Source organism: Acidovorax sp. NCPPB 3576 (assembly GCF_028473605.1).
Lineage (GTDB): Bacteria > Pseudomonadota > Gammaproteobacteria > Burkholderiales > Burkholderiaceae_C > Paracidovorax.
This window is the reverse complement of sequence record NZ_CP097267.1, coordinates 1921256-1935682: the sequence shown is the minus strand read 5'-3', so window position 1 is coordinate 1935682 and position 14427 is coordinate 1921256. Positions and strand designations below refer to the sequence as shown.

General features: G+C 63.1%; 14 protein-coding genes. 7 read left to right on the top strand and 7 right to left on the bottom strand.

The genetic code is table 11. From position 1 onward, the window contains the following. Positions 1 to 819, bottom strand: coding sequence for a PEGA domain-containing protein (locus M5C98_RS08970; RefSeq protein ID WP_272552264.1), 819 nt, complete (start codon positions 817 to 819; stop codon positions 1 to 3). After that, positions 816 to 2777 carry a serine/threonine protein kinase gene (locus tag M5C98_RS08965; RefSeq protein WP_272552263.1) on the bottom strand — a complete coding sequence of 654 codons (1962 nt, stop codon included), beginning with the start codon at positions 2775 to 2777 and terminating at the stop codon, positions 816 to 818. Before M5C98_RS08965 ends, M5C98_RS08970 begins: the two co-directional genes overlap by 4 nt. Before the next feature lie 627 nt (positions 2778 to 3404). On the opposite strand from M5C98_RS08965, the gene M5C98_RS08960 reads away from it, so the two are divergent. Then, complete coding sequence (locus M5C98_RS08960; RefSeq protein WP_272552262.1) at positions 3405 to 3887, top strand: Hcp family type VI secretion system effector; 483 nt, start codon at positions 3405 to 3407, stop codon at positions 3885 to 3887. A 261-nt stretch (positions 3888 to 4148) separates the two neighbouring features. Here the strand turns inward: M5C98_RS08960 and guaA are convergent, their stop codons facing one another. Both guaA and guaB read right to left on the bottom strand, forming a co-directional pair. After that, positions 4149 to 5768: a glutamine-hydrolyzing GMP synthase gene (gene guaA, locus M5C98_RS08955; protein ID WP_272552261.1), complete on the bottom strand. Its 1620-nt coding sequence runs from the start codon at positions 5766 to 5768 to the stop codon at positions 4149 to 4151. Positions 5769 to 5843: 75 nt separating this feature from the next. Further along, the gene (gene guaB / locus M5C98_RS08950) at positions 5844 to 7319 is read right to left on the bottom strand and encodes an IMP dehydrogenase (protein WP_272552260.1); all 1476 of its coding nucleotides are present in this window, start codon (positions 7317 to 7319) and stop codon (positions 5844 to 5846) included. Positions 7320 to 7424: 105 nt separating this feature from the next. Here guaB and M5C98_RS08945 point away from each other — a divergent pair, with 105 nt between their 5' ends. Then, positions 7425 to 7940, top strand: a complete 516-nt coding sequence (locus M5C98_RS08945) for a DUF4124 domain-containing protein (protein WP_272552259.1) — start codon at positions 7425 to 7427, stop codon at positions 7938 to 7940. 75 nt (positions 7941 to 8015) lie between these two features. Here M5C98_RS08945 and M5C98_RS08940 read toward each other — a convergent pair whose 3' ends face one another. Both M5C98_RS08940 and M5C98_RS08935 read right to left on the bottom strand, forming a co-directional pair. Continuing rightward, a complete protein-coding gene (locus M5C98_RS08940) occupies positions 8016 to 8372 on the bottom strand; it encodes an RnfH family protein (protein ID WP_272552258.1) in 357 nt (118 codons plus the stop codon). Beyond that, on the bottom strand, positions 8365 to 8805 hold the full coding sequence (locus tag M5C98_RS08935) for a type II toxin-antitoxin system RatA family toxin (RefSeq protein ID WP_272552257.1): 441 nt from the start codon (positions 8803 to 8805) through the stop codon (positions 8365 to 8367). The genes M5C98_RS08940 and M5C98_RS08935 overlap by 8 nt, the downstream gene beginning before the upstream one ends. 141 nt (positions 8806 to 8946) lie before the next feature. Between M5C98_RS08935 and smpB the strand changes: the two genes are divergently transcribed. From smpB to M5C98_RS08915, 4 genes are all read left to right on the top strand, one after another. Continuing rightward, positions 8947 to 9420, top strand: coding sequence for an SsrA-binding protein SmpB (gene smpB, locus M5C98_RS08930; RefSeq protein ID WP_272552256.1), 474 nt, complete (start codon positions 8947 to 8949; stop codon positions 9418 to 9420). 100 nt (positions 9421 to 9520) lie between these two features. Then, positions 9521 to 9904 (top strand): COG4315 family predicted lipoprotein, encoded by a 384-nt coding sequence (locus tag M5C98_RS08925; protein ID WP_272552255.1) that lies wholly within the window; start codon positions 9521 to 9523, stop codon positions 9902 to 9904. A gap of 32 nt (positions 9905 to 9936) precedes the next feature. Continuing rightward, on the top strand, positions 9937 to 10452 hold the full coding sequence (locus M5C98_RS08920; RefSeq protein WP_272552254.1) for a sigma-70 family RNA polymerase sigma factor: 516 nt from the start codon (positions 9937 to 9939) through the stop codon (positions 10450 to 10452). 7 nt (positions 10453 to 10459) lie between these two features. After that, on the top strand, positions 10460 to 11281 hold the full coding sequence (locus M5C98_RS08915) for an anti-sigma factor family protein (protein ID WP_272552253.1): 822 nt from the start codon (positions 10460 to 10462) through the stop codon (positions 11279 to 11281). A gap of 9 nt (positions 11282 to 11290) precedes the next feature. Here the strand turns inward: M5C98_RS08915 and M5C98_RS08910 are convergent, their stop codons facing one another. Beyond that, on the bottom strand, positions 11291 to 12391 hold the full coding sequence (locus tag M5C98_RS08910) for an enoyl-CoA hydratase/isomerase family protein (protein WP_272552252.1): 1101 nt from the start codon (positions 12389 to 12391) through the stop codon (positions 11291 to 11293). Between the two features lie 240 nt (positions 12392 to 12631). Between M5C98_RS08910 and M5C98_RS08905 the strand changes: the two genes are divergently transcribed. After that, on the top strand, positions 12632 to 14398 hold the full coding sequence (locus M5C98_RS08905; RefSeq protein WP_272552251.1) for an ABC transporter ATP-binding protein/permease: 1767 nt from the start codon (positions 12632 to 12634) through the stop codon (positions 14396 to 14398). The last annotated feature ends 29 nt before the right edge of the window (positions 14399 to 14427 follow it).

The window sequence follows — 14427 nt, the reverse complement described above, 5'->3', positions numbered from 1 at the left end:
CTACCTCGCATCAAAATCATGCTCGATGGTGAACGTCTCGCCATCGATGACCGTGATCACTTTCTTAACGGTTTCAAAACCTGGATTAGACAGTTCCAATGAATGGGAGCCAGCAGGCAATTTCAGCTGCGTTAATGGAGGGCTCACCCCCAGAGGTTTTCCATCGACTTGCACGTTGCCCCATGGCGCCAGCCGAATACGAACATTGAACGCCGATTCTTTATCCACGGCCTTGAACAGCGTGCTGACCGGCACGGAGTTCGACGCCTGAGCAACCGGCGCCCGGGAGGCGGGTGAAGCAACCGCTGTCACTGCATCCGCAGGACGGCCAGCGCCAGGGGTTGCCATCGAGTCCGACGAAGCATCCAGCACCGGCTTTCCACAGCGTGTGGCCCATCGCGCCTGCGAGCGAAAATATGCACTACGCCAAGGGGTATTGTTGAGTTCATAGCCATCGATTTTGAACGAGGGGCGCGCAGCGAACGCCGCATCGAATTCTGATTCGCAGCGCTTGCCTTCCCCGTTCGTGCAATAGATGAATGCCAGATATTTATGCGCAGAGGCTCGCTCCTGAACATCCGGCAGTCCGGCAAACAATGCCGATTGAAAGGCGCGCTCAGCGGTTTGAAAGTCTTTGGCATCAAACAGTGCAATGCCTTGGCCCAGGTATTGACGCCCGGTGTTGGCTGGTGCGGTTTCCGATCTGGCGGATACCGGTTTCTCATCACAGTCTGCGGCTGCGTGCAGCAAAGGCGCATAGGCCAAAGCAAGTGCACAGGCAGCCTGCCCAACCGTCAAGGATGACCAGAAATGCATCATTCGAATTTGTGCGTCAAAACGACCGACTCGCCTTTTTTCACCAGCACCATCTGCGTCACAGTGGGCGCGACAGGATTGGAGATGTCGATGCGATGAAGGCCTTCGGACAGGGTCAACTGAGTGAGCGGTGGGGTCGTTCCTGCCGGGACCCTGTCAACCGACACATTCCCCCAAGGCATGACGCGCAAAATGATCTTGCCCTTGCTTTCAGCATCTGCAGCGCGAGCCGCCTGCGTAGGTAAGCGGACTGGCTCTTCAGGTGTTGGCAAAGCGCCCGGCATTGTCGGAACCGAAGCAGAAGGCGTGGGCACAGGAGGCAATTTTGCAGGTGCGGCGTCCGCCACGACCGCAGCCGCAGAAGCGACCACTGCGGGCGCGGCAGCCGGTGCTTGCTGCGCCAGGGGTGCGGAAGCCGGCGCAGAGGGAGACGTCAGGATGGCAATGCGCTCTTCCGCTTCAGCACGATGAGCGCCATTCGGAAAGAGGCTCAAATAAGTCCGCAGCGAATCAGGCGTATTGATGCGGGCTGCCAACGTCCACTGGTCCAACTCCTGCGCATCGGGGACGACAACCGCTGTCTTTGCAGTGTCCCCACCGCTGGTGGCCCACCATGCACCGCCTGCGACAACAACGAAAACGGCGAAGCCCAATACAGGAATCAGCCACGCAGGACGTTGAGCAGATGAGCGCTTAACGGCCGTGCCTTGCTTGGCAGCGGATTTGTTTTTCCGGGAAAGCGCTTCGGCAGAAGCCTCCGCGGAGGGTGTGGGCTGCGCGGGCATTGCCGATTTTGCGCTTTTGGGCGCCTGGACTTCGGCAGGAGAGCGATGCTCCTGCCCCCCGCTGGGCACCACAGCGGTGGATGGAGGCGCATCGTTGTGCGCAAATCCATGCAGCGCATCGGGATGAGGGGTAAGAGGCGCGTCACCCTGCACTTGGGACGGCGGTGCCGCAGACACGGGCGGAACCAAGACAGCAGGGAGTACAGGCGTGAGCGCATCCGAAGAAGGAGATGCGCCCTCCGCGGCACCCAGGCCCATCAAACCCGAACTGGGCCAGGACAAAGTGACCGTCTTCAAACCCAGCAGGTGCCGTAAATCCCCGATGGACTGAGGGCGGTCCTGCGGCTTGATCGCCAAAGCGTGGTGTACGCCACTAAGGAAGCGGGCACTGAAACCTGGACAGTTCTCGGGCACCAGAGCCGATACCGGATCATTGATCATCCGAGCGACCGACGTCGCAGGCGGGCGACCGGTGATCGAGAGATAGAGCAATGCGCCCAATTGGTAAATATCGGTCCATGCGCCTTGCGGCATGGCACCGTCGTCGACGTACTGCTCGATGGGTGCAAAACCAGGCTTCAATACCATCGTCAGGGCTTGGGTCATGTCACCGATGATTCGCCGCGCAGCGCCGAAATCCAGCAGCACAGGCATGCCGGAAGACTGCAGGAATATGTTGTCCGGAGCGATGTCCCGGTGGTAACAATCCGCAGCGTGCAACATCTCCAAAACATCCAGTATTGGAGCAATGATGGCTGAAAGCCACTGCTCATCCATGGCCTTGGGCTGCTGGTTCAAAAAGGTCCGGAAAGTCTGGCCTTCGTAATACTGCATGACCATGTACGCAGTACCGTTCGCCTCGAAAAAACGATAGACATGCACCAAAGCCGGGTGCGAAAACTTGGCCAGCAGACGCGCTTCGTTGATGAAACTGCGCAACCCCGCGTCGAAAGCCCCACGGTGCTGGGAGCGGACATGGATCTGATTGGATTCCTTACGCCCTGCCAACGTCGATGGCATGTATTCCTTGATCGCGACGATGCGATCAAGACTCAGGTCTCTGGCCCGGTAGACGATGCCAAACCCCCCCTCTCCGATGACATCGCTCAGCCGGTATTCACCAACCTGGACACCGGGAGCCAGGCAGTTCGCCGAACCACTTATTTCCTTGTGCATGTTTTCACGCTTTTGCGCATCTATTTCGTGGAAGTTGAAGAATGAATCAAGTCAACTCTGAGTGCCCCGCGCACCAAGCCCCAACGGCAGGGATGGAACGCACAAGCACTTGCCGCCAAACAGGTCAAGTGGGATTGTGGACGGGATTCTTTCACTACCGAGCCCAAGCCCTGGAGTGTTGCCGCCGCATCATAGAGCAGCGATAGGCCCGGGAGGCTGCAGATCTCTCAGATCGCAGTCCCCAGGACGGGGGCCGTTGTCATCACGCCTATTTTCAAAAGTCGCGAGTCTACCTTCATGCATGTGCAACAAGTTACCTATTGAAGCCAATTCAAAGTACATAACAAATTGTTTCCTCTGTTTCTTTGCGGCGCCAATTAGTCCGAACTTGTATCACCGAAATGACACGCGGCACTCTTATGATCGCCGGCAGATAAACAGATCACGGATCGGCGCCGCACACGTGGAGCAGCGGGAAAGTTTGCTCCAATGGGCATTTGTACTTTCCCTTGCAGCCTTTCTACACAGTGACTGTTTTTTCAGGTCAGCGCCTCCCGGAAATTTTGGGATTCGCGGACTTTTCATTGACTTTGCGTACAAAACATCGCAACTACAGGAGAAGCAATAATGTCAGTCGATATGTTCATGAAGGTCGAAGGCGCCAGCGGTGAATCGCAAGATTCCAACCATAAGGGCTGGACTGACATCAACTCGTTCACCTGGGGCGCTACCCAGCCGAACTCCATGGCCAGCGGTGGCGGTGCCGGAGCCGGCAAGGTCACTTTCCATGACCTGAACATTGTGGCGGCCATTGACAAATGCTATCCCGCCGTGCTCAAGCATTGCGCAACGGGTAAGCACTTGGGGCAAGTGGAAATTTCTCTTTGCAAGGCTGGCGGTACGCAAATCGAATTTGGCAAGATCACTTTGACCGACGTGATGGTCACCAGCGTGACCGTGAGCGGAACCGATGGCAGCGATTCCGTTCTGGTGAATTACGCTTTCCAAGCAGCCAAGGTCAAGACCCAGTACTGGGAACAAACGAACCAAGGCGGCAAAGGTGCAGAAAGCCAAATGGGCTTCAACATCAAGGAAAACAAGGAAGCCTAATCAGCCCCCTTGCTCAACAAAAAAGCCACACTCTGTGTGGCTTTTTTTATTTCCTGCTCTTCGTTGGTAATCAATTGCGGTAAACCACCAGCCTATGACCCATGCATATGCATCGCTCAATCGAGGGGTGGCTGAACAAAAGCCAAACGCTTCACGAAACCGTGCGCGGATTCCACAGCCAATCAGTGTGGACCGGACACATTGACCCCGCCCCCTTGCCTGATGGCTGGACACATTGGCATCCACCATCAATAGATCAAATCACTCCCACTCAATCGTCGCAGGCGGCTTGCTGGAAACATCGTAGGTCACTCGATTGATACCGCGAACCTCATTGATGATCCTGCCCGAGACTTTTTTGAGTAATGCGTAAGGCAACTCGGCCCAATCCGCTGTCATGAAGTCGCTGGTCTGCACTGCACGCAGTGCCACCACGTAATCGTAAGTACGCCCGTCGCCCATGACACCCACGCTCTTCACCGGCAAGAACACGGTGAAAGCCTGGCTAGTCAACTCGTACCAGCTCTTGCCGGTATCGGGATCAACGAAATTGCGCAGTTCCTGGATGAAGATGTCATCGGCACGCCGAAGCAGATCGGCGTATTCCTTTTTGACTTCCCCAAGAATGCGTACGCCCAGGCCGGGGCCAGGAAAAGGATGGCGATACACCATCTCAGGCGGCAAACCCAGAGCGACGCCTAGTTCGCGCACCTCATCCTTGAACAGATCGCGCAACGGCTCCAGCAGCTTCAGGCCCAGTTGTTCCGGCAGACCGCCGACATTGTGGTGGCTCTTGATGGTGACAGCCTTCTTGCTTTTGGCGCCGCCCGACTCGATCACATCGGGATAGATCGTGCCTTGCGCCAGGAAGGTGGCGCCCTTATGACCCTTGTCGCCCGCTTTGAGTTTGGCGGCCTCTTGTTTGAACACCGTCACGAACTCGCCGCCGATGATCTTGCGCTTGGCTTCCGGGTCACTCACTCCCGCCAGCTTGCCAAGGAAAAGATCGCTCGCATCGACGCGAATGACGTTCGCATGCAGCTTGCCCTGGAACATCTCCATGACCAAGTCGCCCTCGTTCAAACGCAGCAAGCCGTGGTCCACGAAAACGCAGGTCAGCTGGTCGCCGATAGCGCGGTGAATCAGCGCGGCAGCCACCGAAGAATCCACTCCGCCGGACAGTCCCAGGATGACCTCCTCATCACCCACTTGGTCGCGGATCTTCTGAACCGCTTCGGAGATGTAGTCCCCCATGATCCAGTCGGGGCGAACGCCGCAGATGCCGAGCACGAAACGCTCCAGCAGCGCCTTGCCCTGCACCGTATGCGTGACTTCCGGGTGAAACTGCACTGCATAGAACTTGCGCTCTTCATCCGCCATCCCGGCGATGGGACAGCTCTCGGTGCTGGCCATGAGCTTGAAGCCCGGGGGCAGTTCCGTGACCTTGTCGCCATGGCTCATCCACACATTGAGCATGCCGTGGCCTTCTTCCGTGGTGAAGTCGGCAATGCCACGCAGCAACTCGGTGTGGCCACGAGCACGCACCGCCGCGAAACCGAACTCGCGCTTGTGCCCCCCCTCGACCTTGCCGCCCAGTTGGTGGGCCATGGCCTGCATGCCGTAGCAGATGCCCAAGACGGGAACGCCGAGCTCGAACACAGCTTGCGGCGCCTTGTCGGTCGTGTCCTCGTACACGCTGGCATGGCTGCCGGAGAGGATCACCCCTTTGAGCGAGCCGTCCTTGGCGTATTCGCGAATCCACTCATCCGTGACATCGCAGGGATGCACTTCGCTGAGCACATGCGCTTCGCGCACACGGCGCGCGATGAGCTGGGTGACCTGAGAGCCAAAATCGAGGATGAGGATTTTCTGGTGTTGCATGGCAGGCGACGGAGAGAGGAAAAAACAAAGGCCCGAACACCGCAAGAAGGGTTCGGGCCTGTGGGGGCGACAAGATCAGTCGGCGCGGTAGTTGGGCGCTTCCTTCGTGATCTGCACATCGTGGACATGGCTTTCGCGAATGCCTGCGGTGGTGATCTCGACGAACTCGGCCTTGTTGTTCATTTCTTCGATGGTGGCGCAGCCGCAATAACCCATGGCGGCACGCACGCCGCCAGCCATCTGGAAAACGATGGAGACCATCGACCCCTTGTAGGGCACACGGCCTTCGATGCCTTCCGGCACCAGCTTGTCCGCGTTGGGGTTGCCCGTGCTGGATTCCTGGAAGTAGCGGTCCGCACTGCCCTGCTGCATGGCGCCGATGCTGCCCATGCCGCGATAGCTTTTATAACTGCGGCCCTGGAACAGAATGACCTCGCCCGGCGCTTCTTCCGTGCCAGCGAACATGCCACCCATCATCACGGCGCTGGCGCCGGCCGCCAAAGCCTTGGCGATGTCGCCAGAGTAACGGATACCGCCATCGGCGATGAGCGGAACGCCGGTGCCCCGGAGCGCCGTGGCCACGTTGTCGATGGCCATGATCTGCGGCACGCCCACGCCTGCGACGATGCGGGTCGTACAGATGGACCCCGGGCCGATACCGACCTTGACGCCATCGGCGCCGGCTTCTACCAGTGCCAGCGCAGCAGCGCCCGTGGCGATGTTGCCACCGATCACATCGATCTGGGGGTAGTTCTGCTTGACCCAGCGCACCCGGTCGATCACGCCCTTGCTGTGGCCGTGGGCGGTGTCCACCACGATGGCATCGACACCGGCCTTCACCAGCGCTTCGACGCGCTCTTCCGTGCCCTCTCCCACGCCGACGGCCGCGCCGACGCGCAGGCGGCCAGCGGCATCCCGGGCGGCATTGGGAAAGCTGGTCTGCTTGGTGATGTCTTTCACCGTGATCAGGCCCTTGAGCTCGAATGCGTCATTGACCACGAGCAGCCGCTCGAGCTTGTGCTTGTTGAGCAAGGCCTTGGCTGCGGCGGGAGAAGTGCCCTCCTTCTCGTTGACCGTGATGAGCTTGTCGCGCGGCGTCATGATTTCATGCACCTTGACGTCGTAGCGCGTTTCAAAGCGCAGGTCGCGCCCCGTCACGATGCCGACGACCTTGCCACCGTCGCACACCGGAAAACCCGAAATGCCCAGTTGCTCCGACAGTTGCGACACCTGCAGCACAGTGTGCTCAGGCGTGATGACGACGGGATCGCGGACCACGCCGGACTCATATCGCTTGACCTTGGCCACATGGGCAGCCTGCTCCTGCGGCGTGAGGTTCTTGTGCACGATACCCATCCCGCCCTCTTGCGCGATGGCAATGGCCAGGCGCGCTTCGGTGACGGTGTCCATGGCAGCGGACACCAGCGGCAGGTTGAGGGAAATATTGCGAGAGAGTCGCGTCGCGAGGGACGTGTCCTTGGGAAGGACCTGGGAGTACGCTGGCACCAGCAACACATCGTCGAAGGTGAGCGCTTTTCCAAGAAGACGCATGAGAAAGCTCCAAAAAAACGATTGTACCTGCGGGCAGTGCGTGTGCTTGCGTTGTGGTTTGGCAACCATGGCGCCAGGGGGCTTCGACCGCTAAACTTGCGTCGCATGAAAACCTCCCAGCTTCTTTTGGCCGCCCTCGCCTGCACGTGGGCCATGGGCGCTGCGGCGCAATGGCAGTGGATCGACAAGGACGGCCGCAAGGTCTTCAGCGACCGGCCACCACCGGCGGAGATTCCGCAAAAGAGCATTCTCAAGCAGCCAGGGGGCAATGCGATCTCGGCCCGCCCGGTTGCCGTGCCGCCTGCGGCGGATGGGGCATCTGCCGCCATGGCGGCAGCCAGTGCGCCACGCCCCACCGGCAAAGACAAGGAACTGGAAGAGCGCAAGGCCCAGGCCGACGCGGCGGAAGCCGCCAAGAAGAGGGCCGACGAGGACCGACAAGCCAAGCTGCGGGCCGAAAACTGCGAGCGGGCACGGCAATCCAAGGCGGCGATGACATCCGGCCAGTTGTTCAGCCAGACCAATGCGCAGGGAGAGCGCGTGTTCATGGACGAGTCCGCCAAGGCCGCAGAGGCCCGCCGTGCCGACAGCGTGATCGCGTCCGAGTGCGCGCCACGCTGAGCCCGGCAAAAACCGGCACGGTCATTGGATGACCGCCCGCTCGGGCATCTCAAATACCCCCGTACCCGCCAGCGCTCAATAGCCAGCCTTCGCCCCCGGCCTGCGCTGCGCGAACAGGCCGGTGGATCGGGCACCCTGGCGGGCGAAACGCTCGCGCCGCGCTACCTTGGGGTCCACCACCAAAGGCCGGTACAGCTCCACCCGGTCCCCGTCCTGCAAAACCTGGTCGGGCGCCACCACCCTCCCCCATAGGCCGCAGGCGCCGTCGCCCGCATTCAGCCCGCAGACCTTCAATGCATCGGCCAGGGTGGCACCCCTGGGCAACGGCAAGACCCGCTCCACGGTCGATCGGGGTGCCGAGGAGTGCACCACGGTGACCGTCAGCCACTCTGACGCAGCAGCGGCTTCCGGAGGCGCCGGCCGTTCAGCCATATACCTGCTCGGCGCGCTGGATGAACGCGTCCACCATCGTGCCGGCAATGCGATCAAAAACCGGACCGACCAAGGCCGCGAGCGCCATGCTGTCGAAGCCGTAGTTCAGCGTCAGCTCGACCTTGCAAGCCCGCTGCGAGCCATCTCCCACGGGATGAAAGTTCCAATCGCCATCCAGTTGAGAGAACGGTCCTTTGACCAGGCGCATCTGGACGCGTCGGCCTGCCTCCTGCGTGTTGCGTGTGACGAACGTCTTGCGCAGACCGCCCAGCGCAATGCCGACCTCGGCCGTCATGCCTTGCGCGTCCTGGTCCAAAACCGCGGCATGGTCGCACCAGGGCAGGAACTCCGGATACTTGGCCACGTCGGTGACCAGGGCGAACATTTCCTCGGGGCTGTACCAGATCAGGACGGACTTGTTGACGTTTTTCATGAATGGAAGAAGGCGCCGAGGGCAAAGGGCCGAATGCCCTGCGGAGAGCCGCAAGCGCGTGGGCCTAAAATCTTGGAAGCGAGACGACAACGATTGTAGGGAGGGCTTTCATCTCCCGGTTTGCGCCGCATCTAAACACCCATGGCCAAAAAACCCGAAACACAGTCCCGCATCGCCGACAACAAAAAGGCAGCCTACAACTACTTCTTCGAGGAACGCTACGAAGCCGGCATGGTGCTGCATGGTTGGGAAGTCAAGGCGCTGCGCGAGGGCAAGGTGCAACTGACCGACGGCTACGTGGTGATCCGCGAAGGCGAACTGTTCCTGATCGGCTGCCAGATCAATGCACTCAAGACCGCCTCGACCCACGTCAGCCCCGAGGCAGCGCGCACCAAGAAACTGCTGCTGCACCGCCAGGAGATCGACCGCCTGATCAACAAGGTCGAGCAAAAGGGGTACACGCTGGTCCCGCTCAATCTGCACTGGAAGGATGGATTGGTGAAGTGCGATTTCGCGCTGGCCAAGGGCAAGGCCGAACACGACAAGCGCGACACCATCAAGGACCGCGAAGGCAAGCGGGAAGTGGAGCGCGCCATGAAAAGCCGCAGCCGGTAGTTTTTTAGCGGTGCGGGGGAATAAAGGCGCATCCTTCGGTGTTCATCTCGGTGCAGGGCCGCATTTCGCATCGCCCGCACCCCATCGACTGGAGACACCCATGATCCGCATCGCTTCCTCCGTGGCCACCGCCGCCTTTGCACTGGCGCTGGCCGGCTGCTCTTCCATGATGACAGCGCCGGCTGGCGTCCAGGCCAAGGACGGGGCGCTGACCGGCCCCAACGGCATGACCCTGTACACCTTCGACCGCGATACGGCCGGCAGTGGCAAGTCGGTGTGCAACGGCCAATGCGCGACCAACTGGCCGCCGCTGATGTCCGGCAACGCCACCCCGACCGGCGACTACAGCGTGGTGCGCCGCGACGACGGCAGCAGCCAGCTCGCCTACAAGGGCAAACCGCTCTACTACTGGGTCAAGGACGCCAAGCCGGGCGATCGCACCGGCGACGGTGTCAACCAGGTCTGGCACACCGCCAAGCCCTGATCGGGGACCGGCCCAGCGCCCGCCCCATCCCCATGGACCAGATCGTCGAACACCTGCCCAGCCTGCGTCGCTATGCGCGGGTCCTGACAGGCAATGCCTGGGCGGCGGACGATCTGGTGCAGGACACGCTGGAGCGCGCTTGCCGCAAGTGGCTGCTCTGGCGCTCGGGCAGCGATTTGCGGGCCTGGCTGTTCACCCTGATGCACCACCTGTACCTGAACCAGCAGCGCTCGGTTTCGGCCCTCCCACTGCTGGACATCGAGGCCGTGCAGGACAGCCTCCAGGCCCCTGCGCCGACATCTGACGACGCCATCGATCTGGACCGCTGCCTGCAGCGCCTGCCCTCCGACCAGCGCGCGGTGCTGCTGCTGGTCACACTCGAAGACATGGACTACGCGCAGACGGCCCGTGTGCTGCAGATCCCCGTCGGCACGGTGATGTCGCGCCTGTCCCGCGCACGGGCCCGGTTGCGCGAACTGATGCAGGCGCCCGCCGCAGCGCGCCCAGCGCCCAGCGACGCCCCACCCGCGCTGCGCCGCATGAAGTGAGGACCCCATGGCCTCCCAAGACGACATCCCCATTTCCGAGGACGCATTGCACGCCCTGACCGACGGGCGGCTTTCAGCGGCGCAAGCCGAGGTCCTGCGTTCCCGCCTCGCCCGTGACGCCGAGAACGAGGCCACCGCAGCGGCCTGGCAGGCCCAGCGCGAGCAATTGCAAGCCTTGCACGCCGCCTGGGATACGGCCCCCGTGCCGGATGGCCTGCGCCGCGCGGCGGGCCGCCTTCAAGCCTTGCGGGAGCGCGAGGCTCGCTGGTGGCGCCTGGGCGGCATGGCCGCCTCGATGGTCCTCGCCTTCGGCCTGGGCTGGACCGTGCATGGGCAGTGGCCCAACGACCACCGGGGCCAGACCGCCGGCCGCATGGCCGATGCCCCGCCCGGTGCCCGCCGATTCGCGCAACAGGCGGCCGTGGCGCACGCGGTGTACCAGCCCGAGCAGAGGCACCCCGTGGAGGTGGCCGCCGCCCAGCAGGAGCATCTGGTGCAGTGGCTGTCCAAGCGGCTGGGGCGGCCCCTCAGGATTCCCGTGCTGGCGGCACAGGGGTACGAGCTGGTGGGCGGGCGGCTGCTGCCGGGAGACACGGGCGCACGCGCCCAGTTCATGTACCAGAACGCCGCCGGAGAGCGCGTCACGCTGTACCTCGGCGCCTTGGCTGCGGGCCAGCCCGGTGCCACCGACACGGCCTTCCGTTTCGATCCGGATGGCCCGGTGCCCTGCTTTTACTGGACGGATGGCGGCTTCGGCTATGCGCTCAGCGGCGCCCTGCCGCGCGCCGCCCTGCTGGGGCTGGCCACGGCGGTGCATCCGCAGTTGTGATGGCCGCGCTCAGCGCAGCGCGGCGAGCGGGTGGGCATGCGCCGGCCACGGACTCTCGAAGAACGGCGCCACCATGTCCGGCGTCACGTCCTCGATGCGCACCGGGCTCCAGCGCGGGGTGTGGTCCTTGTCCACCGCCAATGCCCGGATGCCTTCGACCGTTTCGCTCTGGCCGGGCCGCAGGAAAAAGCAGTGGCGCACCATGTCGCGCTCCATGCGCAGGTCGGCGGCCAGGTCCATGTTGCGGGCGCGGCGGATCTGCTCCAGCACCACGTGCAGCATGAGCGGCGAGCGCTTGCGCAAGGTGGCTGCCGTGGTGCGGGCCCAGTCGGTGCCGGCGGCCTCCAGGGCAGCTACGATGGCCTGCACGCTGTCCAACGCGAAATACCGATCGATTTCGGCCGATGCCCTAGTATTCATTGCCTCTTGTGCTACAAATTTAGTAGCAATCGAGGCCTGCAGAGCCGCTGCGTCAGTGAAGGACTCCGAACCCAACGCATCCCAGACCGCCGCCTGCTGATCGGAGGGCAGGCAGCCGTCGGCCAGGCCCAGCGCCACCGCATCGCCCGCGCCGATGGTGTCGCCCGCCAGCCCCAGCCATTCGCCGGCGTGCCCCGGGCAACGCGACAGGAAGTAGCCGCCACCCACATCCGGAAACAGGCCGATGGCCGTCTCGGGCATGGCCATCTTCGTGCGCTCGGTCACGATGCGAAGGCTCGCCCCCTGGCTGATGCCCATGCCGCCGCCCATCACGATGCCGTCCATGAACGCGATGTAGGGCTTGCCGTAGTGGTGGATCAGGTGGTTGAGCGCGTATTCCTCGGTGAAGAAATCCTCCAGCCTCGGATCGCCCTGGCTGCCCGCCTGGTGCAGAAAGCGGATGTCGCCGCCCGCGCAGAAGGCGCCGAACGGGCCTTCCTTGTTGCTGCCGCGAATGGCCACTGCCAGGATGCGCTCGTCGGCCTGCCATGCCAGCAGGGTCTCCATGAGCGCGCGCACCATGCCCAGCGACAGGGCATTCAGCGCCCGGGGGCGGTTGAGGGTGATGAACCCCACCTGCCCACGCACCTGGGCCAAAACCTCTGCTTCCGTCGTTGTCGTCTCCGTCATCGCTGTTCCTTTTTGCAAACGATCCAATACCTGAAAGGCCCACCTGCATTTCTGCATCCTTGCACGCTGCCGGCCAAGCCGGTCGGAATCTTAGGGCTTGTTGCCCGCCGCGGATGTCAGGCGATGGACAGCCGCCACCTTGGTTCCCGCCACCGCACGGCACCGCGTTTAAGGCCGGGCTAAGCCAGCCGCCCATTGCACACGGCACACTGGCTTTCCCCAACCACACCCGTGCCATCGATGCCCAAAACCGCGCCCGCGAAGACGTCTGCCTGGTCCCTGATACGCCCCTACTGGTTCTCGCAGGAGCGCTGGTCCGCGCGCGGCCTGCTGATACTGATCGTGGCGATGAACCTGGGCATCGTGTACATCAACGTGCGCCTCAACGGCTGGAGCGCCGATTTCTTCAATGCCCTGGAAGCGCGGGACACCGCCCGGTTCGGGCCCCTGCTGCTCCTGTTCACCGGGCTGGCGCTGGCCTACATCGTCCTGGCCGTGTATGCGCTGTACTTCAAGCAGATGCTGGGCTTTCGCTGGCGCCGCTGGCTCACGACCGACTACCTGCAGCGGTGGCTGCACGGCAACGCGTTCTACCGCATCGAGCGCGACCGGCTGGCCGACAATCCGGACCAGCGCATCGCCGAAGACCTGAGCAGCCTGGCGACCACTACGCTGGCGCTGACGCTGGATCTGCTGTCCACCCTGGTCACGCTCGGGTCGTTCGTCTTCATCCTCTGGTCCGTGGGCGGGCCGCTCCTGGTGCATTTCGCGGGCTACAGCGCCACCATTGCGGGCTACATGGTCTGGGCCGCGGCGGCCTATGCCGTGGTGGGCTCGATCGCCATGCAGGCCTTCGGCCACCGCCTGGTGGCCGTGAACTACCGCCAGCAGCAGGTGGAAGCGCACTTCCGGTTCGGCCTGGTGCGGGTTCGCGAAAACGCAGAGCCCATTGCGCTGTACGACGGGGCCCGGGCCGAAGCCGCTCACTCCGCCACCCTGTTCGGCCGCATCCAGGACAACTGGCAGATGGTGATGCGCTACACCAAGCGCCTCACGCTGGTGAACTCGCTGTACGCACAGATCGCCGTCGTGCTGCCACTCGCGCTGGCGGCGCCGCGCTACTTCGCGGGAGCCTACAGCTTCGGGGTGCTGATGCAGATCAGCCGTGCTTTCGACACGGTGAGCGGGGCGATGTCCTGGTTCATCAACAGCTACGCCACGCTCGCGGAATGGCGCGCCACGGTGAACCGGCTGGCTGAACTGCGCGACGTGCTCGCCACCGTACCTGCCGCGCCATCCCAAGGGATACGGCTGCAAACCGGGGACGGCCCCGCGTTGTCCACGCGCGGCCTGCAACTGGCCCTGCCAGGCGGCGCGACGCTGCTCAGCGTGCCGGACCTGCGCATCGCGCAGGGCGAACGCTGGCTGCTGCGCGGCCCCTCCGGCGCAGGCAAGAGCACCTTGCTGCGCGCCTTCGCAGGCTTGTGGGATTTCGGCAGCGGCACCATCGACCGGCCGCGCACGCGGATGCTCTTCGTGCCGCAGCGCAGCTACCTGCCGATGGGCAGCCTGAACGATGCACTGATCTACCCAGGCACGCCCGGCGAATATACGCAATCGCAGGTGCGCGCGGCGCTGGAATCCGTGGGCCTTGCGCAGTTCAGCGGCCTGCTCGGCGAGGTGGCGCCCTGGGCGCAGCGCCTGTCGCCCGGCGAGCAGCAGCGGCTGGCGTTTGCGCGCGCGCTGCTGCAGCAACCCGAATGGCTGCTGCTGGACGAAGCCACCAGCGCGCTGGACCCGGCGGCGGAGGGCATGCTGTACACGCTGCTGGCCGAGCGCCTGCCCGCCGCCACGATCATCAGCGTGGGCCACCGGGACGCTCTGGCCGACTTCCACTCGCGGCAACTGGTGCTGGGGCCCAGCCATGGCGCCGCACCACCCATCGCATCCGCCCCGCAAGAGCCAGCGCCAGGCCTGTCCGGCGTCGATACCGGCCTGCCCGCCTGAGCGCAGAAAAGGAAAAGGCACCTTGCGGT

Coding starts and splice junctions, on each gene's coding strand:
- M5C98_RS08960 (WP_272552262.1), top strand. CDS start 3,405: ATGTCAGTCGATATGTTCATGAAGGTCGAAGGCGCCAGCGGTGAATCG.
- M5C98_RS08920 (WP_272552254.1), top strand. CDS start 9,937: ATGGACCAGATCGTCGAACACCTGCCCAGCCTGCGTCGCTATGCGCGG.
- M5C98_RS08905 (WP_272552251.1), top strand. CDS start 12,632: ATGCCCAAAACCGCGCCCGCGAAGACGTCTGCCTGGTCCCTGATACGC.
- guaA (WP_272552261.1), bottom strand. CDS start 5,768: ATGCAACACCAGAAAATCCTCATCCTCGATTTTGGCTCTCAGGTCACC.
- M5C98_RS08965 (WP_272552263.1), bottom strand. CDS start 2,777: ATGCACAAGGAAATAAGTGGTTCGGCGAACTGCCTGGCTCCCGGTGTC.
- guaB (WP_272552260.1), bottom strand. CDS start 7,319: ATGCGTCTTCTTGGAAAAGCGCTCACCTTCGACGATGTGTTGCTGGTG.
- M5C98_RS08945 (WP_272552259.1), top strand. CDS start 7,425: ATGAAAACCTCCCAGCTTCTTTTGGCCGCCCTCGCCTGCACGTGGGCC.
- M5C98_RS08940 (WP_272552258.1), bottom strand. CDS start 8,372: ATGGCTGAACGGCCGGCGCCTCCGGAAGCCGCTGCTGCGTCAGAGTGG.
- smpB (WP_272552256.1), top strand. CDS start 8,947: ATGGCCAAAAAACCCGAAACACAGTCCCGCATCGCCGACAACAAAAAG.
- M5C98_RS08910 (WP_272552252.1), bottom strand. CDS start 12,391: ATGACGGAGACGACAACGACGGAAGCAGAGGTTTTGGCCCAGGTGCGT.
- M5C98_RS08935 (WP_272552257.1), bottom strand. CDS start 8,805: ATGAAAAACGTCAACAAGTCCGTCCTGATCTGGTACAGCCCCGAGGAA.
- M5C98_RS08970 (WP_272552264.1), bottom strand. CDS start 819: ATGATGCATTTCTGGTCATCCTTGACGGTTGGGCAGGCTGCCTGTGCA.
- M5C98_RS08925 (WP_272552255.1), top strand. CDS start 9,521: ATGATCCGCATCGCTTCCTCCGTGGCCACCGCCGCCTTTGCACTGGCG.
- M5C98_RS08915 (WP_272552253.1), top strand. CDS start 10,460: ATGGCCTCCCAAGACGACATCCCCATTTCCGAGGACGCATTGCACGCC.